An 18,576-nucleotide genomic window follows, 5' to 3' on the forward strand; every position below is an offset into this window, starting at 1 on the left:
AGCAGATGGACCGGGTTTACTCCTTGCCGTAGACGTTGTTCTCTTGCTCGCGTACCCGGATAAAGGTGGTGCGCTTGGTGAGTTCTTTCAGCTGGCTGGCACCCACATAAGTGCAGGTGGAGCGCACCCCGCCCAGGATGTCACGCACCGTGTTTTCGACCGGGCCGCGATAGGGCAGCAGCACGGTTTTACCCTCGGAGGCGCGGTACTCGGCGACGCCGCCAGCGTGCTTGTCCATGGCGCTTGAGGAGCTCATGCCGTAGAACTTCATGAAGGGTTCGCCATCCACGTCGACGATTTCGCCGCCGCACTCCTCGTGGGCCGCCAGCATGCCACCCAGCATCACGAAGTCGGCGCCGCCGCCAAACGCCTTGGCCACATCCCCCGGGCAGGTGCAGCCGCCGTCACCGACGATCTGACCGCCCAGACCATGGGCCGCATCGGCACACTCGATGATGGCGGAGAGCTGCGGGTAGCCGACGCCGGTCTTGACCCGGGTGGTGCAGACCGAGCCCGGGCCTATGCCCACCTTGACGATGTCGGCGCCGGAGAGGATCAGTTCTTCGACCATCTCGCCGGTGACCACGTTGCCCGCCAGGATGACGTGGTTCGGGCAGGCCTCGCGGATCTTGCGCAGAAACTCGACGAAGTGCTGGGAGTAGCCGTTGGCCACGTCGACGCAGATGAAGCGCAGGGCGCTGGACATGGCCAGGATCTGGCGGGTCTTGGTGAAGTCATCCTCGGAGGTGCCGGTAGAGACCATCACATGGCCCAGCAGCGCCGGGTCGGTCTCATTGACGAAGGTTTGCCACTGCGCAAGGCTGTAGTGCTTGTGTACTGCGGTCATCATCTCGAAGCTGGCCAGAGTACGTGCCATGGCGAAGCTGCCGACGGTATCCATGTTGGCGGCGATGACGGGCACCCCTTGCCATTGGGTCTGGGTGTGCTTGAAGGTGAACTGACGGGTCAGGCTGACTTGGGAACGGCTCTTGAGAGTAGAGCGCTTGGGGCGGAACAGGACATCCTTGAAACCGAGCTTCAAGTCTTCTTCGATACGCATTACGAATTCCTTATTGAGCCTTGTTTGATAGGTCACTTTGCAGTGGCAACTTTTCGGCAGGCGCAAAAAAACCGGTGGTTTTCAGGCCCTCCGGTTTACAACAGTGTAGGCAAAAATCCCGTCGGAACAAGACTGATAATTCACTCAGCGTTGTGGTAGCCTTTGGCGTCACAACCTGAGCGCAGCCTTGGGTTTCATCCAGCCCCGTTTATCTCGTCTCGTCCGTCTACTTGAAATATCCTGATTGAATCCTGTTTGGCAGGCTGCTGCGTGATCCTGACGTTACGCACCATGGCCGCGCTGGCGGCGGTGAGGCGGCCACGTTCACCAGTTGACAGCTGCCTTTTCCATCCCCACTCTGGGCTGCTCGGGCCAGCGTCGGCCCTGCCCTGACAAGGAGTGAAGATGTTCGGATTGCGAATGATGCCGCTGCTGTTGCTGGTCGGTCTCGCCCTGCCGGGAGCGGCGCAGGCTGCCTCCGATCCCGCCGTCTATGGCTGGATTGAGAAGGGACTCATCATGCCGAGCGGGGTGGCGGTGAAGATGAAGCTCGATACCGGGGCGCTCACCTCCTCGCTCGATGCGCGGGATCTGCGCCATTTCAAGCGTGACGGCAAGTCCTGGGTGCGCTTTACCCTGCAGGTGACCGATGCCAACACCGACCGGCAGGTGAGCCAGACCCTGGAACGGCCGGTGGAGCACATGGTGACGGTGCGTGGCGCCGGCGGCATGGAGCAGCGCCCCACGGTCACCATGTCCATCTGCCTGGGCGATAAGGTGTACGAGGAGTGGTTCACCCTGCGCGATCGCAGCAAGATGATCTATCCGGTGTTGCTGGGGCGCCGCTTGCTGGCAGATCTCGGCGCGGTGGATTCGAGCCGCACCTTCACGGTGCAGCCGAGCTGTCGTTAGTGTAATTTCGGCGCGGATCTAAAAAACGGCGTTTCACAGCTAAATCACACTGTCTCTGCCAGAGGTAGCATTTGCACCATACCCTCGATGCGGGCGAGCCCATTCGCCCGCAAGGGATGGAGCATGGAGTGGAGCATAGTGAAAGCCTACCAACAAACTGTATCTGAATGGCTATCGCTCGCAGGTGAGCGGCAAGGTGTTGCCTTGAGCCTGGGAAGTGATGGTCACTGCCGTGTGCCGTTCGGCCAGGATGGCGAGTGTCTGGTCGAAGTGCCAGACAACGACGAACTGCAGGTATGTTACCTCTATATCCCGTTACTGCGTCTACCTGATGATACTGCCAGCCAGTTACAGCTGACCCGCTCCGCCCTCGAACTGAACATGTTCGGTCTGGCCACCGGGGGCAGCCAGATCAGTCTAGACAGTCGCAGCAACCACCTGGTGCTGACCTTTTCTTCTCTCATCGAGATGCTCGACAGCACTCTCTTTATGCAGACCCTGGGCGAGTTTCTCGATCTCGGCGTTACGTTGCAGGCGCAGTTGCAAAACGTGCTCGCGCAGCAGAAGAGCCCTTCACAACCATCCCCGTTGTCCGGCGTCATCATTCCATGTTGACGGGTGTCCATCTGTCTTAATCAGGAACAGAATATGTCTATCCAAAGCATTGGCCAGCCTATGCATGCTACTGCGGTTACTTCTCATGCTCATGGCGAGGTACAGAGCTCGTCTGGTCAAAACAAGGTTCATCACAATCTGGCATCCCATTACACCAGCCTCGGATTGGGTTCCCGCATACAGCCTGGCAAGGTATTGAATACCTCGCTCAAATGGCTGACCCTCAGTGCCCCGGCTCGCAAGATTGGCATCGCCATTCAGGGCGGCCATGACTCCCATGCCCAGAGTGTCAAAGGCAAGGCGCGTTACTGGACCGGCGCCCTCATCAAGGGCCTGGCCAATATCACGGGGGGCGTCAGCAGTGTCGCCAGCGGCGCGGTGGCCGCTGGCGCTGCCGGGGTGAAAAACCTGGGTGAGTCGGCCGCTCGTCTGGTTGCCTCCTCTTCATTGGGATTGGCCGGTGCCGTGATGAAAGGAGCCTCCCATCTGCCCCTGGGAATGTCGGAGCGACTGCAGCAAGGGTCACTGCAGGCGTTGAGTGCAGCCAAAGAGGTGCTCAAGCCTGCCTTCGTGGCCAAGGCGGAACAGGAACCGCTCACTGCCGAAGGGGCTCGTGCCGTCATGGATGCCGCCCAGCTGGCAAGAGTCAGTTGTTCCAGCAGTTATCGTGAGATGCCGGCTGGCTACCATCACGCTACGCTGGCGGACATTCCACCCTCTATTCTGGCACGGCGTGAAGATGGAACCGGTGGTAGCGGGAGTGCGCTGGCCCTGCATGTCGTTGCGAAAAAGGGTGAGAACGATCCCTTCATCTTGGCTGGGGATGCCTGGTCTGCGCTCAAGGTCGCTGTCTACAAGCGTGACGACACTCTAGTGCTCTCGTTTGTTGGTACCCAGCCAACCAAGCGGCCGGGGACGCTAAAGAGCGATGCCGGTGCAGCACTCGGGATCAAGGACAGTGCGTTTCAGGATGCAGACCGTCTGGTCAAGGCGTTTGCCGAGCAGCATGGGGGCAAGGTCGAGGTGCTGGGCCACTCTCTGGGAGGCGGCCTGGCGCAATATGCCGGTATCAAACACGGGTTGAAGGTCACCGCCTTTAACAGCATGGGACTGCATGTCGGGTTGCGGGATCGGCTCGCCCACAAGCTTGATCAAGCCAACGTTACCCATATCAACACCAGTGGCGATCCGCTGAGTCAGAAGGTTGAGCACGGGATTTTCGGGCTGGATGCCTCTGCTCAGGTGGGCAAGCGGTATGTCATAGAACATTCCGGTGGTCACCGAATGGAGGCCGTGACGGCCGGTTTGGACGAGCTGCTTGCTTGATCTGCCGACCGCAGCCTGGCTGCTTCTGTGTCATCAACCAATGTGAACAACGCCTCCGATGGGAGGCGTTTTCGTTTCTGTGTCATGGCTGGGATGGGTTGCGAGAGGGCAGCAGCACGCTCACCTCCAGCCCCCCTTCCGGCCGGTTGTGGATATCGAGATCGGCGCCATGCAGCTGGGCGATGCGCGAGACGATGGCCATGCCGAGGCCGACCCCGTCCCCCTGCTGGGGATTGACCCGAAAGAAGCGCTCGCACAGGCGCGACAGGGCGGCGGTGGGGATGCCGGGGCCGTTGTCGCGGATGTCGACCCTTACCCTGTGCCCCTCCTGGCGCGCCTCGACCGCGATCTCGCCCTGCGCCTGGGTGTAGCGCAGGGCGTTGTCGATGAGGTTGCTGAACATCAGCTCCAGCAGGGTGGCCTGTCCCATCACCGTCAGCTGTTCGGTGCCTTCCAGCGACAGCTGCTGATCTTTTTTCAGGGCGATGGGGGCCAGGGTGGCCAGGGTGCCCTGCAGCAGCTGGTTCAGGTTGAGCTCGGTCAGCTCCAGCCCCTGCTGGTTGTCGATGCGGGCCTGGGTCAGCAGCTGGCGCAGCAGCCGATCGCTGCGATCGAGCGCCAGCAGCATCTTCTGCAGGGAGTGCTGACGGCTCTCGGCATCCTCGGCAGCCAGCGCGTTCTCGCTGTGGATGCGCAGCACCGCCAGGGGGGTGCGCAGCTCGTGGGCCGCCTCGTTGGTGAACTGCTTCTCCCGCTCTATGGTGTCGGCCAGCGCGTGCATCAACCGGTTGATCTCGTTGGTGAGCGGGGTCAGCTCCTGGGCCCGGATCTTCAGGGTGAGCGGGCTCAGGTTGGCCGGGTGGCGCTCACCGATGGCCTGGGCCAGCTGTCGCAGCGGCGCCAGCCCGCGGGAGATGAGCCACCACAGCAGGCCGAGCAGGAAGGGCAGGGTGATGAGCAGCGGCAGCATGGCCAGGGTGGCCATCTTGCTGGCCAGCTCGCTGCGCTCGTCATCCCGCTCCGCCACGATGAGCCAGGTGTGCTCGTCCTGGTTGTAGAGGGTGAAGGTGCGCCACTCGTGGTTGTCCTTGGTGACGTTGTTGAAGCCGGGGGCCAGGGCGCCTAGGGGCTGGCTGGGGGCGCTGGGGGAGCGCAGCAGTATGTGGCCCTGCTCGCTCAGCAGCTGGAAGTAGAGGTTGCGCTCGAATTCGTGGCCGAAGGGGGTGAGCTCCCTGTCCTCTCCCCGCAGGTTGAAGCTGGTGTCCTTCTGCCACTGATCCGGGTTGTGCTGCTCCCAGTCCTGATAGACGGTGCCGTTGGCGGGCAGTTCGCCATTTTGTTCCAGATAGCGGCTGAGCAGCTGGTTGGTGATGCGGGAGGACTGGGCGAGACGGGCATCGAACAGCTCCTCCATCTCGTGGTTGGCCTCCAGATAACCGATGAGGGCGCTGATGGCCAGGCTGGCGCTGACCAACGCCAGGATGCCGGAGAGCAGGAAGCGGCGGATGGAGCGGGGACGCGTCATGCCCGGTGATCCCGGCGCTGGGCCTGTTCAAGCTGGGGGACTATGTAGCCGACCCCGCGGATATTGCGGATGAGGTCGCTGTAGAACTTCTTGCGCAGGTGGTGAATGTGCACCTCCACCGCGTTGCTCTCGGCCCCCTCGTCCCAGCCGTAGAGGCTCTGCTGCAGCTGATCCTTGCTCAGCACCCGGCCGCTCTGGGTGATGAGCTCCTGCAGCAGCTTGTATTCGTGGGGGGTGAGCTTGACCGGCTCGCTCCGATAGGTGACCTGCTGGGACTCGGGATAGAGCTGCAGCTCGCCGTATTCGAGCACCGCCTGGGCCTGCCCCTTGCTGCGCCGCACCAGGGCGCGCAGGCGGGCATTGAGCTCCTGCAGGGCGAACGGCTTGACCATGTAGTCGTCGGAGCCGGCATCCAGCCCCAGCACCCGGTCATCCAGGGCGTCGCGGGCGGTGAGGATCAGCACCGGCAGCGTCTGGCCTTCCCGACGCAGCTTGCGCAGCAGGCTGATGCCGTCGATGTCCGGCAGGTTGAGATCCAGAATGAGCGCGGCAAACTCCTCGCTCTTGAGCACTGACAGGGCGGGCAGCCCCTGCTGCAGCCAGTCCACCGTGTAGCCGCTGCTGCGCAGGGCATCCACCATGCCGTCGCCCAGCATCACATCATCTTCCACCAACAGGATCCGCATTGTTATTCCCCTCAAAAGACGCTGCCCACCAGTATGCAAGCTGGTGGGCAGAGTTTAAATAGCGCTCTGATCCGACTTGGGTTTACAGCTTGTCGAGGCGATCGCGGATCTCGATGCGTCGACCCTGATCCGCCAGCTCGCGACCCGGCCGGGGCGGGGCACTCAGCGCCTTCTCCAGATAGCCCTTGGCCTCAGCCTTGCGGCCCTGATCCAGCAGGAAGTCGCCGTAGAAGAAGTTGGGGTCGATGCCGGTCGGGTTGATGGCCAGCGCCTGCTTGAGCAGCTGCTCGGCCTTCTCGTCATCGCCAAAGCCCACCGGCCAGCCCGGCACCTGATAGTAGAGCGAGCCCAGGCTGGTGTAGGCGGAGCCGTCCAGTGCCTTGGGGTCCTGCTTGAGGGCGATCTCCAGCTTGGCCTTGGCCTCCTTGACCAGACCGAGCGCCCCCAGCCCACCCTTGGCGCCGGCCCAGGTGCTCTTGACGATGGCCGACCAGATCAGCAGGTCGGTGCGAAAGGCCTCCTTGGCACTGGCCTGATCGGCCTGGCTGCTCAGCTGTTCGAGGCAGCTCTCCTTGGCCTTGCCGGTCTGCTGATACTGACAGACGGCCCACTGCTGCTGGATGACGGGCAGGGCGTCGGCGGCCTGGGCCATCCCCGAGCCCAGCATGAGCAGCAGGAGGGCGCCGTGGGTGAAACGGGGGCGGAAAGTGGCGTGCTTCATCTTAACGTTCCTTCTCTGTCATGACGGAAGTGGCGTGCCCCGAATTGCCGGCAGCGGGCGCCGCGTGGCGGGCATAGCGCTCTATGATGGGTTTTTGCTTGGCCAGCGCCCGGTCGACCAGGCCGGGCAGCAGGCCGTTGAGCCGCACGAACAGTTTCTCCGGCCAGCCGAGCCAGCTGCGGCGGGTTTCGTTGCACAGGGCGATGACGGCCTCCTCGGCCACGTCCTGCGGGCTGTCGGTGTGGGTGCCGAGCTCGGCATTCATCTCGTAGGCCGCCTCCGAGTTGAGGCGGGTACGGGTAGCGCGGGGAGCAAAGTGCAGCACCTGGATGCCGGTTCCCTCCAGCTCGCGGCCGAGCGCCTCGCTGAAGCCGCGCAGGGCGAACTTGCTGGCGCAATAGACGCTGTAGCCGGCGTAGCCGATGGCGCCGAAGCTGGAGCCGACGTTCATGATCACCGCCGGTTTGCGCAGGCGGGGCAGCAGCATGCGGGTGAGCTGGATCGGCGCCTCGACGTTGAGCAGCAGCTGGCGCTCCACCTGCTCGCTGCTCTGATCCTCCAGCCAGGCAAACTGGTTGCAGCCGGCGTTGTTGATCAGCACGTCCAGCCCCTCGTCCAGCGCCGGGTGCTGCAACAGTTTGGCCCGCTCCTGGGGCGAGCCCAGATCGGCGATCACCGTCTGGTGGCGCTCCGGGTGCGGCAGCTCCTTGCGAAGCCGCTCCAGCGCACTGGCCCTGCGTCCGTGCAGCAACAGGCGCGCCCCCTGGGCCGCCAGCTCCTGGGCCAGCGCTTCGCCGATCCCGCCGCTGGCGCCCGTGAGCAGCACGAGTTTTCCTTCAAGCTTCATGATGTCTGGTTTTCCGTCAGTTGATAGAGCATGTCGGCGTAGAGGCGGTAGACCACCTTGGCCGAGTGAATGATGGCCGCCTGATCGGCCGGGGCTTCTACCCGGTTCATCAGGGATTCGAAGAACTTGAGGTGCTCCTGATCCAGCGCGCCGTGGGAGCTCAGGTAGCTCATGGCCTGGGGGGGCAGGCCGAGACCCGCCTTGAGCTGATCGGCCACGGTCAGGGCGATGGCGACGCTGGTGCCTTCCAGCACCTGGACCATGCCGAAGAACCCCATGGGGTTGCCGCGCTGTACCTGGTCATAGAGAAAGGCCACCATCAGCTCAATGGGCAGCTCGGGCTGGCCGTGGCGTACCGCCTCGGCATCGCCGCCGCAGGCGCGGATGTCGCTCAGGATCCACTCCTGATGGCCGTACTCCTCGTCGATGTACTCGGCGATGGCGCCGCGCACCCACTCATACTCCTGGCCCAGCTTGCCGCCGGTGGCCATCAAGAGCGGCACCGTGTGGCGCACGTGATAGAAGGCCTGGGAGAGGAAGCGCAGGTAGATGTCGCGGGAGATCTCCCCCTTGCGGCACGCCTCTATGATGGGGGCGTTGAACAGATGCTCCCGGGCCGGGGCGGTGGCTTGTTGCAGCACTTGATAGAAGCTCATGAGGTCTCTCCTGTAAGGCATTGGCTGATCTGCCGGGAAAAGTGGTGATAAATCCGTTCGCGACGGGGGCGACCGTTGGCGGTCAGCAGCTCCGGATGCTGATCCAGCGCCACCGGCAGCCAGTGATGGATGCGGGCATAGTCGGGCAGGCGGTGATTGAGCTGCTCGATCTGCTGGGCCAGCTGGGCGTCGGCGCCGGGCAGTGGCTGGATCAGGGCGACGTTGGCCGGCTGGCCGTCGCCGAAGATCACGATGCGGGCGATGGCCGGACAGAGCTGGGCTTCCGCCTCAACCCACTCGGGGGAGAAGTTGCGGCCAAAGGCGGTGATCTGGACGTTTTTCTTGCGCCCGGTGATGTGCAGATAGCCCTCATCATCCAGGTGGCCCAGATCGCCGGTAGCGACCCGTGCTGGCGTCGGCTCGTCGCTGCCCAGATAGCCGAGCATGGTGGCTCCCTCCACCAGGATCTCGCCGTCGGCGGCGATCGATACCCGGCAGTGGGGCAGTGGCTGGCCGACGCTGCCCAGGCTGTGGCCGTCGGGGCCGTTGAGCGCCACGACGGAGCCGCACTCCGACAGGCCGTACCCCTCGTAGACCGGCAGCCCCAGTTTGCGGGCCCGGCTGATGAGCTCGGGCGAGACTTTGCCGCCGCCCACCGCGACGAAGCGCAGGCCGGCCAGCTGCTCGGCCAGCGCCGGGTTGGCGCTGCACAGGGCCAGCAGCAGGCGCAGCAGCTCGGGCACCAGCACCAGACTGTGGGTGGGCCAGCGCAGCAGGGCCTGGGCCAGGGTGGCCGGGTCCAGCTTGCTGGAGCCGGCAAAGCCGAGCTCCGCCAGTGAAGGGATGCGGCTGCAGGCGCCGGTGAGCAGCGGCACGTAGAGGCCGGTCAGGTTTTCCAGCAGGGTGGTGAGCGGCAGCAGGGTCAGGTGCTTCTCAACGTTGGCCGGGGCGACCCGCTCGGCCAGCGAGGCGCAGACCGCCATCATCTGGGCCAGCGACAGGCAGACGCCTTTGGGCTGCCCTGTGGTGCCGGAGGTATAGGTGATCTTGGCGGTGCCGGCCGGCAGCGGCGGCAGCCGGGCAGGAGTGCGACGCCACAGCGGCAGCTCGCCGACCGCCAGTTGCAGTGGATCGCTGGCCTGCCAGCCGGGGTGGTGGGGGCCGATCAGGGCGTCGGCGCCGCTGCTCTCCAGCAGCCACTCCTGCTGCTCCAGGCTGAAGAAGTGAGGGATCGGGATCACCACAATGCCGGCCATGGTGCAGGCGAGATCGATGAGCGCCCAGGGCAGGCCGTTGTCCAGCTGCAGCGCCAGCCGGCTGATCCCGGCCATCTGCAGACGGTCGGCCAGCGGCGGCAACTGCTGCCACAGCGCCTCGTAACTGAGGCTGTGCTGGCTGCTGGCGAGGGCCGGGCTGTGGGGCGTCTGGCGGGCGAAGTAGGCGATTTGGTCAAACAGCATCATAAGGCGCTCCGGTGCGGGCAGTTGAACAGGGACGGCATGGGCGCCAGCAGGGAGAGCAGCAGGCTGCCCTGGGCCAGCGCCTGCCGTCCGAGGCCGAGATCGCCGACCATCACCTTGGGCTGGCAGTGGTAATAGGCGCCCCAGGCGCTGGCGTCGTCCCCCACCTTGTCGGCCTGGGCGGGGGCCAGCTCGACCGGGGTGAGGTGGAGGCGGTGAAAGCTGTTGCGAAGCTTGGCGGTGCCGGTGAACACCACGTAGTCGAGGTCGTTGTCGCACAGCAGGCGGCAGAGCGCCGCAAACATCAGGCGGGCGTTGCCGGGCTCGCTGCAGGCAAGGTTGCCTACCTCGACGATGCGGTCACGCCGGGCGGGGGCGCCGAGCCGGGTTTCGATGGCGGCCTCGATGGGCTGCTCCAGGTACTGTTCCAGATAGAGGCGCTCGCTGCCGGCCAGCTTGAGACCGCAGGCGCCGACCAGCAGGCCGTCGGCCCGGTAGAGGCCGAGCAGGCAGGGCAGAAAATGGGGAATGCGGGCGTTGAACTCCTGGCTGTAGGCGGCCTGGATGTAGCTTTGCAGTGCCATGACCTGTTGCGGGGTATCGGCCAGCGTCAGCCGATAGGGGGCTTGAATGTCGGTGGTCATGGATGGCTCCTTCTTGTCGATTGTCATCAGACTAAAGGGGCAAACTTAAGAAACCCTTAAGAGGTAAAAAATCTGTTTCACGCAGAGGCAACTGGTTGAAAAGAGAGGTAAAGCTGCGATCCGAACACGGGGCTGCCGGACAAAAACCTTGTCAGCCGCCAGACGGGCAGGCAAGCTGCGGCCACTTTTGACCGCCCCGCTTTCGAGAGGAGATGCCATGCCCCCCTTATCCTGCCCGCTCTGCTGCGCCGCCGATGCCTATGAGCTGCCGGTGGCCGGCAAGCTGTACCATCGCTGCCGGGCCTGCGAGCTGGTCTGGCTGGATGCGGCCGAGCACCTGGATCCCGCGCGTGAGAAGGCGGTCTATGACGGCCACGACAACCAGGTGGATGATCCCCGCTATCGCCAGTTTCTGCAGCGGGCCTTCGGCGAGGTGCTGAGCCGCCTGCCTCCGCCAGCCAGCGGCCTCGATTTTGGCTGCGGCCCGGGCCCGGCGCTGATCGCCATGGGGCGCGAGGCGGGCTACCAGATGGCGGGCTACGACAAGTTCTATGCCGATGAGCCCGAGCTGCTGGCGCAGCAGTATGACTTCATCACCAGCACCGAGGTGATCGAGCACATTGCCACCCCGCGCGCCGTGCTGGAGAGGCTGTGGGGTTGTCTCAAGCCCGGCGGCCTGCTGGTGCTGCAGACCCAGCGAGTGCTGGGGGATGAGCGCTTTCGGCAGTGGCGCTATCGCCACGATCCGACCCACATCGTCTTCTTCGCCGAGGCCTCCTTTCGGGCCCTGGCAGCCCGCTGGCAGGCGCAGGTCGAGTTTCCCCACGCGGATGTGGCGGTCATCACCAAACCCAGAACGGGGCATTTTCATTTGGCGGCGGCTTGGGCATGCTGATGGCCTGATTGGCGGGGCCCGCTTGCCTGTTTCCCTGCATTGAGTCCCAGGCGCCGCAAGCCGCCCGTTCCCCGATACCAAGGAGTGGTTCGTCATGTCGATTCCCCATCTTTCACTGCAGGATGCCCGCCATCTGCAACTGGCGGCCCAGGGCCTGCTGACGCCGCGCCGTGGCAAGGCGCGAGCGGCCGACCTGCTGGCCACCATCCGTCGCATGGCGCTGCTGCAGATAGACACCATCTCGGTGGTGGCCCGCAGCCCCTATCTGGTGTTGTTCAGCCGGCTGGGGCAGTACGATCCGCGCTGGCTGGAGCAGTTGCTGGCCGATGGCGAGATCTTCGAATACTGGGCTCACGAGGCCTGCTTCGTGCCACGCGAGGATTACCGCCTGCTGCGCCATCGCATGCTGGATCCCGCCGCCATGGGCTGGAAATTTTCGGCCAACTGGCTTGCCACCCATCAGCAGGAGATTGGCGAGATCATCGAGCGCATTCGCCAGCACGGCCCGGTGCGGGCGGCGGATTTTGAACGCAAGGGGGGGAAGGGCAACGGCTGGTGGGACTGGAAACCGGAGAAGCGCCATCTGGAGGTGCTGTTTACCGCAGGCCAGCTGATGGTGCGCGAGCGGCGCAACTTCCAGCGGGTTTACGATCTGGCCGAGCGGGTGATGCCCGAGTGGCGTGATGAGCGGGATCTGCCTAGCCCGGAACAGGCACAAAGGGACATGGTGCGGGCCAGTTGCCGGGCGCTGGGGCTGGTCAAGACCGGCTGGGTGGCCGACTACTATCGGCTGCGGCGCGGCAAATACGACGCCCTGCTCCACCAGCTGGCGGACGAGGGAGAGTTGCTGCCGGTGCGGGTGGAGGGGTGGCAGCACGGCGCCTTCGTGCACGCCTCGCTGGCAGACGAGCTGGCCCAGGCCCAGTCCGGCACTCTCAAGGCCAGCCACACTACGGCGCTGTCGCCGTTTGATCCGCTGGTCTGGGATCGCAAACGGGCCAGCGAGCTGTTCCAGTTCGACTATCGCATCGAGTGCTACACCCCGGCGCCCAAGCGCCAGTACGGCTACTTCGTGCTGCCGCTGCTGCATCGCGGCAAGCTGGTGGGCAGGATGGACGCCAAGGCCCATCGCCAGCAGGGGATCTTCGAGATAAAGAGCCTCTATCTGGAGGCGGGGGTCAGGGTGACCCGGACCCTGGCGCAGGATCTGGCCAAAGCGCTGCAGCGGCTGGCTGACTGGCATCAGACCCCGATCTTGCGCTACGGCGCCATCCCTACGCCCCTGCTGGCTCTGTGGCAGGAGGGGGCACCCTGACGGGGAGCGTCACGCCCACCTGAACTAAGCTGCAAGGGAAGCGAAGGAGGGAGACGATGACACGATCCATGTTGTTGCTGCTGGGATGGGGCTTGGCCGGGCTGGTGGAGGCGGCCCAGCCCGAGGTGCAGATCTGTCTGGGGGAGGGCAACGAGTGGGCCCCCTTCACCTACTGGGAGCGCAAGGATGGCGTGCCCGACACCCGCCGTCTTACCGGCTCCGCCACGACCCAGGTGCTCGAGGCCCTGAAAAAGCTCGGGTTGCCCTACAAGATCCGTTATCTGCCCTGGGCGCGGGTGCAGCAGGAGCTGGCCGATTATCGCCAGAACCGCTTGTGTGAGCTGACCTGGGATGCCAGCTACAAGCCGGAGCGGGCGGAATATGCCTTCTACAGCGTGCCGCTCTACTACACCCACCTCGGATTTTTCTACCTCAAGCGGCGCTTCCCCGAGGCGCCCGATCTGCAGACGGTCAATCGCTCCCGTGTGTGCGGGGTGATCGGCTACAACTATGCCCCTTACGGACTGGCGCTGGAGCCGCGCCGGGTCAAGCAGTTGCAGCAGGCGCTCGACATGCTGGGGCGCGATCGCTGCGACTTCCTGCCCAGCGAGATTGAGCCGCTGATGAGCGGCATCGGCCTTGGCATCTACCAGAGCGAGAGCGGCCTGCTCAACCTCGCTCTGCCCAGCCGCAAGGGCTTCTATCTGCTGGTGAGCAAGGGATCGCCACGGGCCTATGAGCTGGTGACCCGCCTCAACCAGGTGTTCATCGAGTTTCAGGACGGCGGTTACAGCGACGAGGTGATGCGCCGCTTTTTGCCACCGACAGAGTGACCACCATCAACAACCGGGCCTGGCGTCCGGTTTTTTTATGGCGGTGATGGGGCTGGCTGGCGGTGGCTCTTTGGCGGGTTCCGCGCTCGGATGTCATCTCGCCCGTTGCCCTGGTGCAGCCTCCTTGTCGAGGGTGCTTTACCCCCGCACCAGACCGGGCAGCACCAGGGCAACGGCGGCGGCGATGCGCGCGCGGATGTCGCTGCCCGGTGCCAGCAAGCCGAGCGCCATCTGGCGCAGCGGCTCCGCCATGGTCATCGCCAGCAGCAGGTCGCTGGTCTGGGCGGTGTCCAGCTCGCGCAGCCAGCCCAGTTGCTGCTGGCGCTGCAGCCACGCCGCCAGCGTCGCCCTGCCGCGCGCAATGCCGTTCTCCTGATAGGCCGCCAGCAGGGCATCGCGCCCCGCGAACTCATGCTGCAGCAGCCGGAACATGCCCACCGCCGGTGCACTCAACACCTGGCTGGCAATGGCTTGCAAGCCCTGCTCCAGCATCTCCCCCAGTGCCTCGGGGTTGGTTGCATCCTGCTCGAAGGCCGGTTGAAAGGCATCGGTCCAGCTGCGCACCGCCTGCGCTACCAGCTCGTCGCGGTTGGCGGCAAAGCGGTAGAGGGTCTTCTTGGCGACTCCCGCCTGTTTGGCCACCGCATCCACGGTCGCGGCGCCGTAGCCCCCCTTGAGCAACAAGGTCAGCGTCGCCTCGGCCAGGGCGGCGCGCAGGTCAGCTTCCGGGGTGAGCGGGCGGCCCCGTGAGCGTGTTTCTTCATCGGTTTGTTGTGACATGATGGGCTCCTGGAAAGCATTGACAGACCCAGCATACAGGCATAGCTTAAATTAGGAAACGAAATTAGTTTCCTAATTTATCGGAGTCTCATCATGGATACTTCCCCGTTGTTTGCCCCCTGGGGCGTCAATGACATCAATGAGTTGCTCAGGCCTCAGCCGCTGCGCCTGGAAATGGGCCTGACCCGCAGCACCGACGGCCTGCTGACGGTCGCCATCCGCACCGATCTGCACGGCTGCAAGGGGCGCATGCTGGATTGGTGGTTCACCTTCTTCGAAACGACCCAGCACATCAGGTGGTGGCACCCGCACGACCACGTCGAGCACCGGGGCTGGGATCATCACTGGAAAAAGGGGGAGCGCTTCGTGGGGGCCAGCATAGCGGCGGTTGAGTGGCTTGCCGAGCTGCCACCGGTGGCGGCCCGCCTCAAGTTCCATGGCGCCGAAGAGGTGTTCGCTCCGCAGCTGCTGCAGGAGGCGCGGGAGACGCAGGCACTCTCTGCCGCCATCTGCGCCCGCATCGGCTTTGGCGACGAGGTAGCCCTGGATGAACAGGGGGCGCCGCTGGATGGCGAGATGCTGCACCTGGCGCGCGATACTTCCTATGGCTGTGTGCTGCGCAGCCGCTTCCTGCTGGGCAAGGCCTGTACCAATCCGTTTGACGAGGTACCGGACGAGGTAGGCTTCAACCTGATGCGCCACTGCTACAGTGAGTTCAGCTATCTGGCGCAGTTTTTGCCGTCGCTCTACTACGCGGAAAACGGCCGTGAACCGGCGCCGACGCTCTGGTGACGGGGCTGATAGTTGGCATTGAACGTTGCTGAGTGCCTTGGCACAGCCAGGGAGCATGCCCGCTATCGGGCTGCGGTCTGAGTCGCCGAGGGGCCATAAAAAAACCGGGCACTTGGCCCGGTTTGTCATTGCGTCAGGATGCGCTTACTGGAATACCAGTACCATCAGCAGACCCAGAGTGATGGCGGACACCAGGAAGGCGAAGCCATAGAACACATAGTGGTGCAGCTTGGTGGTGTGGATCCCCAGATCATGCAGGCCGTGGTAGATACGGTGCATGCCGTGCCAGATGGGCAGGGCGATGATCACCAGCAGGATGCAGGCACCCCACCAGGAGCTGGCGAACTCGAGTGCGCGTTCGTAGCTCATGGTCTCCACGTCCATGATGCCCATGGGCACCAGCAGACCGGTGATGAGGACAATGACCGGCAGCAGCATGGCAACCACCATGCCACCGGCACCAAACAGTCCCCAGTAAATGGGTTCGTCAGAACGTCTCATGGTTTTCTCCTCAGGCCACGATGATCAGGACAAGCAGGGATACCACCGCCAGCGCCACATACTGGGCGATGACGATCGGCTTCTCCGGCACCAGGTCTTCGCCACGGAAGATGCGCATGGCTTTCGGGGCCAGTGCGAACCAGGTCTTGGCGTGGAACAGGCAGGCTGCCAGGGCGATGACATGGAACAGGATGGCGATCGGGCTTTGCAGGGATTCCAGCCAGCCGTTGAACGCCTCCTGACCCTGTACCAGCCGCAACAGACCCCACATCAGCACGACGGCGTAGATGGAGACGAAGATGCTGGTGCCTTCGCGGATCATGTAACCGGTGTAGAAGGCATTCTTCAGCCACCAGTCTTTCTTCATTTCGCGGACGTAAGGCTTACGTTTGCTATTGGTGTTGTTCATGGTCTCATTCCTGATCTCAATCTGGCTTGAACATGGCGATCATGTAGTCCTTGGCGCTCTCGACCTTGCCAAGCTGGATGGCCGCCGCCGGATCCACGCCTTTCGGGCACACTTCGGAGCAGTAGCCCACGAAGGTACAACCCCAGACGCCCTCGTCCTGGCTGATGATCTTCATCCGCTCTCTGGACGCGCTGTCACGGTTGTCGGCGTTGTAGCGATAGGCCAGCGCCAGTGCTGCCGGACCGGTGAACTTCTTGTTGATGCCATATTGCGGACAGGCCGCGTAGCACAGACCGCAGTTGATGCACATGGAGAACTGGTGATACTTCGCCATGTCAGCCGGCGTCTGGGTGTACTCGCCGTCGCACAGGCTGCGCGGCTCGGCCGGGATGATGTACGGCTTGATGCTCTCCAGCTTCTCGATGAAGTCTGACATGTCGACCACCAGATCGCGCTCGATCGGGAAGTTGTTGAGCGGCTCTATGGTCATTTTGCCCGGCAGGTAGTCGCGCAGGAAGGTCTTGCAACCCAGCTTGGGAATGCCGTTGACCATCATGCCGCAGGAGCCGCAGATCGCCATCCGGCAGGACCAGCGGAAGCTCAGGGTAGAGTCCAGATGATCCTTGATGTATTGCAGCGCATCCAGCAGGGACATCTCTTTGAGGTAGGGCACCTGGAAGGTCTGCATCCAGGGCTCGTTATCCTGCTCGGGACGGTAGCGCAGGATTTCAATTTCGATCATCTCAGCCATTCTTCTTAGCCTCGTCTTGTTTCTCACCCTCGGAACCGTATACGCGTTTCGCCGGTTGGGATTTAGTGATCTTCACATCGGAGTAATCGATGGTCGGGGCCCCTTCACCGTTGTAGAAGGAGAGAGTGTGCTTGAGGAAGTTCACGTCATCACGCTCTTCGTAACCGTCCAGACGCTGGTGGGAACCACGGGACTCTTTCCGGTTGAGGGCGGAGTGCGCCATGGCTTCGGCCACGTCCAGCATGTATCCCAGTTCGATGGCGTACAGCAGGTCGGTGTTGAAGACCGAGGACTTGTCGTTGATCTTGATCTTCTTGTAACGGGCTTTCAGCTCGTTGATCTTGTCGATGGTGCCCTGCATCAGCTCTTCGGTACGGTAGATACCGACCCCGGCTTCCATGGACATGCCCAACTCGTTGCGGATATCGGCCGGGTTTTCGGTGCCGTCGATATCGAGCAGGGAGAGGTGCTGCTTGATCAGCGCCTCGGCCTTGGCGGCCAGCGCCTGGGTGTTGCCGTGTTGCTGGGTCTTGGCAAACTCACCGGCGTGCTCACCGGCTACCTTGCCGAATACCACGATCTCGGACAGGGAGTTGGAACCCAGACGGTTGGCACCGTGCAGACCGACGGAGGCACACTCGCCCAGGGCGTACAGACCCGGCATGCGGGTGGCGCACTGACCGTTGGTCTCGATGCCGCCCATGGTGTAGTGGGCAGTCGGACGTACCGGGATCGGCTCCTTCACCGGATCCACACCCACGTAGGCCTTGGCCAGTTCGCAGATGAAGGGCAGACGCTCTTTGAGGTACTTCTCGCCGAGGTGGCGCAGGTCGAGGTGAACCACATCGCCCATCGGGCCCTGGATCACGCGGCCTTTTTGCTGCTCCTGCCAGAAGGCCTGGGAGAGACGGTCGCGCGGGCCCAGTTCCATGTGCTTGTTCTTCGGCTGGCCGACCGGGGTTTCCGGGCCCAGACCGTAGTCTTGCAGGTAGCGGTAGCCATCCTTGTTGAGCAGGATGCCGCCTTCACCACGACAACCTTCGGTCATCAGGATGCCGGTGCCTGGCAGGCCGGTCGGGTGGTACTGCACGAACTCCATGTCGCGCAGGGGCACGCCGTGGCGGTAGGCCAGCGCCATGCCGTCACCGGTGACGATGCCGCCGTTGGTGTTGTAGCGATAGACACGGCCGGCGCCACCGGTGGCCAGAATGACGGATTTGGCCTGGATGAAGCGGGTGATGCCGTTCTGGATGTCGAAGGTCAACACGCCCTGGACGCGACCATCTTCCACGATGAGATCCATGCAGAAGTGCTCGTCAAAGCGCTTGATGGTCGGGTACTTGATGGAGGTCTGGAACAGGGTGTGCAGAATGTGGAAACCGGATTTGTCTGCCGCGAACCAGGTGCGGGGGATCTTCATCCCGCCGAAACGACGCACGTTGGCCTTGCCGTCCGGCTTGCGGCTCCAGGGGCAACCCCAGTGCTCCAGCTGGATCATCTCGTTGGTGGCATTGTTGACGAAGTAGTCGACCACGTCCTGCTCACACAACCAGTCGCCACCGGATACGGTGTCGTTGAAGTGGTTTTCGAGGGAGTCATCATCACGGACGACACCGGCGGCACCGCCCTCTGCGGCCACGGTGTGGCTGCGCATCGGGTAGACCTTGGAGATCAGGGCGATCTCCAGCTCCGGGTGGGCTTCTGCTATGGCGATTGCGGCACGCAGGCCACCGCCACCAGCACCGATGATGGCGACATCGGTCTTGATAATATCCACATCTGCCTCCTTAGGGATAGATTTGCTGGGCACGATTTTGCTCTATGAAAAAAATTCAGGCTTGATGCAAG

General features: G+C 63.5%; 20 protein-coding genes. 7 read left to right on the forward strand and 13 right to left on the reverse strand.

Going from position 1 to position 18,576, the window contains the following annotated elements; genetic code table 11:
* Positions 1-16: 16 nt before the first annotated feature.
* Positions 17-1,060: a GMP reductase gene (locus tag C2U40_RS04275; RefSeq protein ID WP_017409231.1), complete on the reverse strand. Its 1,044-nt coding sequence runs from the start codon at positions 1,058-1,060 to the stop codon at positions 17-19.
* A 405-nt stretch (positions 1,061-1,465) separates the two neighbouring features.
* On the opposite strand from C2U40_RS04275, the gene rloA3 reads away from it, so the two are divergent.
* The 3 genes from rloA3 (at position 1,466) to C2U40_RS04290 (ending at position 3,913) form a co-directional block, all read left to right on the forward strand.
* Positions 1,466-1,972 carry a retropepsin-like aspartic peptidase RloA3 gene (gene rloA3, locus C2U40_RS04280; RefSeq protein WP_029299338.1) on the forward strand — a complete coding sequence of 169 codons (507 nt, stop codon included), beginning with the start codon at positions 1,466-1,468 and terminating at the stop codon, positions 1,970-1,972.
* A gap of 138 nt (positions 1,973-2,110) precedes the next feature.
* On the forward strand, positions 2,111-2,587 hold the full coding sequence (locus C2U40_RS04285) for a CesT family type III secretion system chaperone (RefSeq protein WP_233768820.1): 477 nt from the start codon (positions 2,111-2,113) through the stop codon (positions 2,585-2,587).
* 165 nt (positions 2,588-2,752) lie between these two features.
* Positions 2,753-3,913, forward strand: coding sequence for a phospholipase (locus C2U40_RS04290; protein ID WP_233768821.1), 1,161 nt, complete (start codon positions 2,753-2,755; stop codon positions 3,911-3,913).
* Between the two features lie 82 nt (positions 3,914-3,995).
* Here the strand turns inward: C2U40_RS04290 and C2U40_RS04295 are convergent, their stop codons facing one another.
* The 7 genes from C2U40_RS04295 to C2U40_RS04325 all read right to left on the reverse strand — a co-directional run bounded on the left by C2U40_RS04295 (position 3,996) and on the right by C2U40_RS04325 (position 10,452).
* Positions 3,996-5,438 carry an ATP-binding protein gene (locus C2U40_RS04295; RefSeq protein WP_043121128.1) on the reverse strand — a complete coding sequence of 481 codons (1,443 nt, stop codon included), beginning with the start codon at positions 5,436-5,438 and terminating at the stop codon, positions 3,996-3,998.
* Complete coding sequence (locus C2U40_RS04300) at positions 5,435-6,124, reverse strand: response regulator (RefSeq protein ID WP_103826949.1); 690 nt, start codon at positions 6,122-6,124, stop codon at positions 5,435-5,437. The genes C2U40_RS04295 and C2U40_RS04300 overlap by 4 nt, the downstream gene beginning before the upstream one ends.
* An 82-nt stretch (positions 6,125-6,206) precedes the next feature.
* Positions 6,207-6,845, reverse strand: coding sequence for a tetratricopeptide repeat protein (locus C2U40_RS04305; protein WP_103826950.1), 639 nt, complete (start codon positions 6,843-6,845; stop codon positions 6,207-6,209).
* A 1-nt stretch (position 6,846) separates the two neighbouring features.
* Entirely contained in the window at positions 6,847-7,692 is an 846-nt protein-coding gene (locus C2U40_RS04310; protein WP_103826951.1) for an SDR family oxidoreductase, read from the reverse strand.
* Positions 7,689-8,348, reverse strand: coding sequence for a TenA family transcriptional regulator (locus C2U40_RS04315; protein ID WP_017409224.1), 660 nt, complete (start codon positions 8,346-8,348; stop codon positions 7,689-7,691). The genes C2U40_RS04310 and C2U40_RS04315 overlap by 4 nt, the downstream gene beginning before the upstream one ends.
* Positions 8,345-9,811, reverse strand: a complete 1,467-nt coding sequence (locus C2U40_RS04320) for an AMP-dependent synthetase/ligase (RefSeq protein WP_103826952.1) — start codon at positions 9,809-9,811, stop codon at positions 8,345-8,347. The genes C2U40_RS04315 and C2U40_RS04320 overlap by 4 nt, the downstream gene beginning before the upstream one ends.
* On the reverse strand, positions 9,808-10,452 hold the full coding sequence (locus tag C2U40_RS04325; RefSeq protein ID WP_103826953.1) for a thermostable hemolysin: 645 nt from the start codon (positions 10,450-10,452) through the stop codon (positions 9,808-9,810). Before C2U40_RS04325 ends, C2U40_RS04320 begins: the two co-directional genes overlap by 4 nt.
* A 217-nt stretch (positions 10,453-10,669) precedes the next feature.
* Between C2U40_RS04325 and C2U40_RS04330 the strand changes: the two genes are divergently transcribed.
* From C2U40_RS04330 to C2U40_RS04340, 3 genes are all read left to right on the forward strand, one after another.
* Positions 10,670-11,347, forward strand: coding sequence for a class I SAM-dependent methyltransferase (locus C2U40_RS04330; protein WP_103826954.1), 678 nt, complete (start codon positions 10,670-10,672; stop codon positions 11,345-11,347).
* A gap of 94 nt (positions 11,348-11,441) precedes the next feature.
* Positions 11,442-12,662 (forward strand): winged helix-turn-helix domain-containing protein, encoded by a 1,221-nt coding sequence (locus C2U40_RS04335; protein WP_103826955.1) that lies wholly within the window; start codon positions 11,442-11,444, stop codon positions 12,660-12,662.
* 56 nt (positions 12,663-12,718) lie between these two features.
* Positions 12,719-13,495, forward strand: a complete 777-nt coding sequence (locus C2U40_RS04340; RefSeq protein ID WP_103826956.1) for a substrate-binding periplasmic protein — start codon at positions 12,719-12,721, stop codon at positions 13,493-13,495.
* Positions 13,496-13,633: 138 nt separating this feature from the next.
* Here C2U40_RS04340 and C2U40_RS04345 read toward each other — a convergent pair whose 3' ends face one another.
* Positions 13,634-14,275 carry a TetR/AcrR family transcriptional regulator gene (locus C2U40_RS04345; protein WP_103826957.1) on the reverse strand — a complete coding sequence of 214 codons (642 nt, stop codon included), beginning with the start codon at positions 14,273-14,275 and terminating at the stop codon, positions 13,634-13,636.
* A 93-nt stretch (positions 14,276-14,368) separates the two neighbouring features.
* Here C2U40_RS04345 and C2U40_RS04350 point away from each other — a divergent pair, with 93 nt between their 5' ends.
* Positions 14,369-15,067, forward strand: coding sequence for a DAPG hydrolase family protein (locus C2U40_RS04350; protein ID WP_103826958.1), 699 nt, complete (start codon positions 14,369-14,371; stop codon positions 15,065-15,067).
* A 144-nt stretch (positions 15,068-15,211) separates the two neighbouring features.
* Here the strand turns inward: C2U40_RS04350 and frdD are convergent, their stop codons facing one another.
* From frdD to frdA, 4 genes are read right to left on the reverse strand one after another with little or no spacing between them, the layout of a single operon-like run.
* Complete coding sequence (gene frdD / locus C2U40_RS04355) at positions 15,212-15,568, reverse strand: fumarate reductase subunit FrdD (RefSeq protein WP_011706986.1); 357 nt, start codon at positions 15,566-15,568, stop codon at positions 15,212-15,214.
* A gap of 10 nt (positions 15,569-15,578) precedes the next feature.
* Positions 15,579-15,977 (reverse strand): fumarate reductase subunit C, encoded by a 399-nt coding sequence (locus tag C2U40_RS04360; RefSeq protein WP_005298336.1) that lies wholly within the window; start codon positions 15,975-15,977, stop codon positions 15,579-15,581.
* Between the two features lie 16 nt (positions 15,978-15,993).
* A complete protein-coding gene (locus tag C2U40_RS04365) occupies positions 15,994-16,728 on the reverse strand; it encodes a succinate dehydrogenase/fumarate reductase iron-sulfur subunit (RefSeq protein WP_011706985.1) in 735 nt (244 codons plus the stop codon).
* Positions 16,721-18,505 carry a fumarate reductase (quinol) flavoprotein subunit gene (gene frdA, locus C2U40_RS04370; protein WP_011706984.1) on the reverse strand — a complete coding sequence of 595 codons (1,785 nt, stop codon included), beginning with the start codon at positions 18,503-18,505 and terminating at the stop codon, positions 16,721-16,723. The genes C2U40_RS04365 and frdA overlap by 8 nt, the downstream gene beginning before the upstream one ends.
* Between the last annotated feature and the right edge of the window lie 71 nt (positions 18,506-18,576).

Source organism: Aeromonas sp. ASNIH4 (assembly GCF_002934425.1).
Classification (GTDB): Bacteria; Pseudomonadota; Gammaproteobacteria; order Enterobacterales; family Aeromonadaceae; genus Aeromonas; species Aeromonas hydrophila.

What these genes read in the sequence shown, in the direction of transcription:
- C2U40_RS04275 (WP_017409231.1), bottom strand. Translation starts at nt 1,060, where the DNA reads ATGCGTATCGAAGAAGACTTGAAGCTCGGTTTCAAGGATGTCCTGTTC.
- rloA3 (WP_029299338.1), top strand. Translation starts at nt 1,466, where the DNA reads ATGTTCGGATTGCGAATGATGCCGCTGCTGTTGCTGGTCGGTCTCGCC.
- C2U40_RS04295 (WP_043121128.1), bottom strand. Translation starts at nt 5,438, where the DNA reads ATGACGCGTCCCCGCTCCATCCGCCGCTTCCTGCTCTCCGGCATCCTG.
- C2U40_RS04300 (WP_103826949.1), bottom strand. Translation starts at nt 6,124, where the DNA reads ATGCGGATCCTGTTGGTGGAAGATGATGTGATGCTGGGCGACGGCATG.
- C2U40_RS04305 (WP_103826950.1), bottom strand. Translation starts at nt 6,845, where the DNA reads ATGAAGCACGCCACTTTCCGCCCCCGTTTCACCCACGGCGCCCTCCTG.
- C2U40_RS04310 (WP_103826951.1), bottom strand. Translation starts at nt 7,692, where the DNA reads ATGAAGCTTGAAGGAAAACTCGTGCTGCTCACGGGCGCCAGCGGCGGG.
- C2U40_RS04315 (WP_017409224.1), bottom strand. Translation starts at nt 8,348, where the DNA reads ATGAGCTTCTATCAAGTGCTGCAACAAGCCACCGCCCCGGCCCGGGAG.
- C2U40_RS04320 (WP_103826952.1), bottom strand. Translation starts at nt 9,811, where the DNA reads ATGATGCTGTTTGACCAAATCGCCTACTTCGCCCGCCAGACGCCCCAC.
- C2U40_RS04325 (WP_103826953.1), bottom strand. Translation starts at nt 10,452, where the DNA reads ATGACCACCGACATTCAAGCCCCCTATCGGCTGACGCTGGCCGATACC.
- C2U40_RS04330 (WP_103826954.1), top strand. Translation starts at nt 10,670, where the DNA reads ATGCCCCCCTTATCCTGCCCGCTCTGCTGCGCCGCCGATGCCTATGAG.
- C2U40_RS04335 (WP_103826955.1), top strand. Translation starts at nt 11,442, where the DNA reads ATGTCGATTCCCCATCTTTCACTGCAGGATGCCCGCCATCTGCAACTG.
- C2U40_RS04340 (WP_103826956.1), top strand. Translation starts at nt 12,719, where the DNA reads ATGACACGATCCATGTTGTTGCTGCTGGGATGGGGCTTGGCCGGGCTG.
- C2U40_RS04345 (WP_103826957.1), bottom strand. Translation starts at nt 14,275, where the DNA reads ATGTCACAACAAACCGATGAAGAAACACGCTCACGGGGCCGCCCGCTC.
- C2U40_RS04350 (WP_103826958.1), top strand. Translation starts at nt 14,369, where the DNA reads ATGGATACTTCCCCGTTGTTTGCCCCCTGGGGCGTCAATGACATCAAT.
- frdD (WP_011706986.1), bottom strand. Translation starts at nt 15,568, where the DNA reads ATGAGACGTTCTGACGAACCCATTTACTGGGGACTGTTTGGTGCCGGT.
- C2U40_RS04360 (WP_005298336.1), bottom strand. Translation starts at nt 15,977, where the DNA reads ATGAACAACACCAATAGCAAACGTAAGCCTTACGTCCGCGAAATGAAG.
- C2U40_RS04365 (WP_011706985.1), bottom strand. Translation starts at nt 16,728, where the DNA reads ATGGCTGAGATGATCGAAATTGAAATCCTGCGCTACCGTCCCGAGCAG.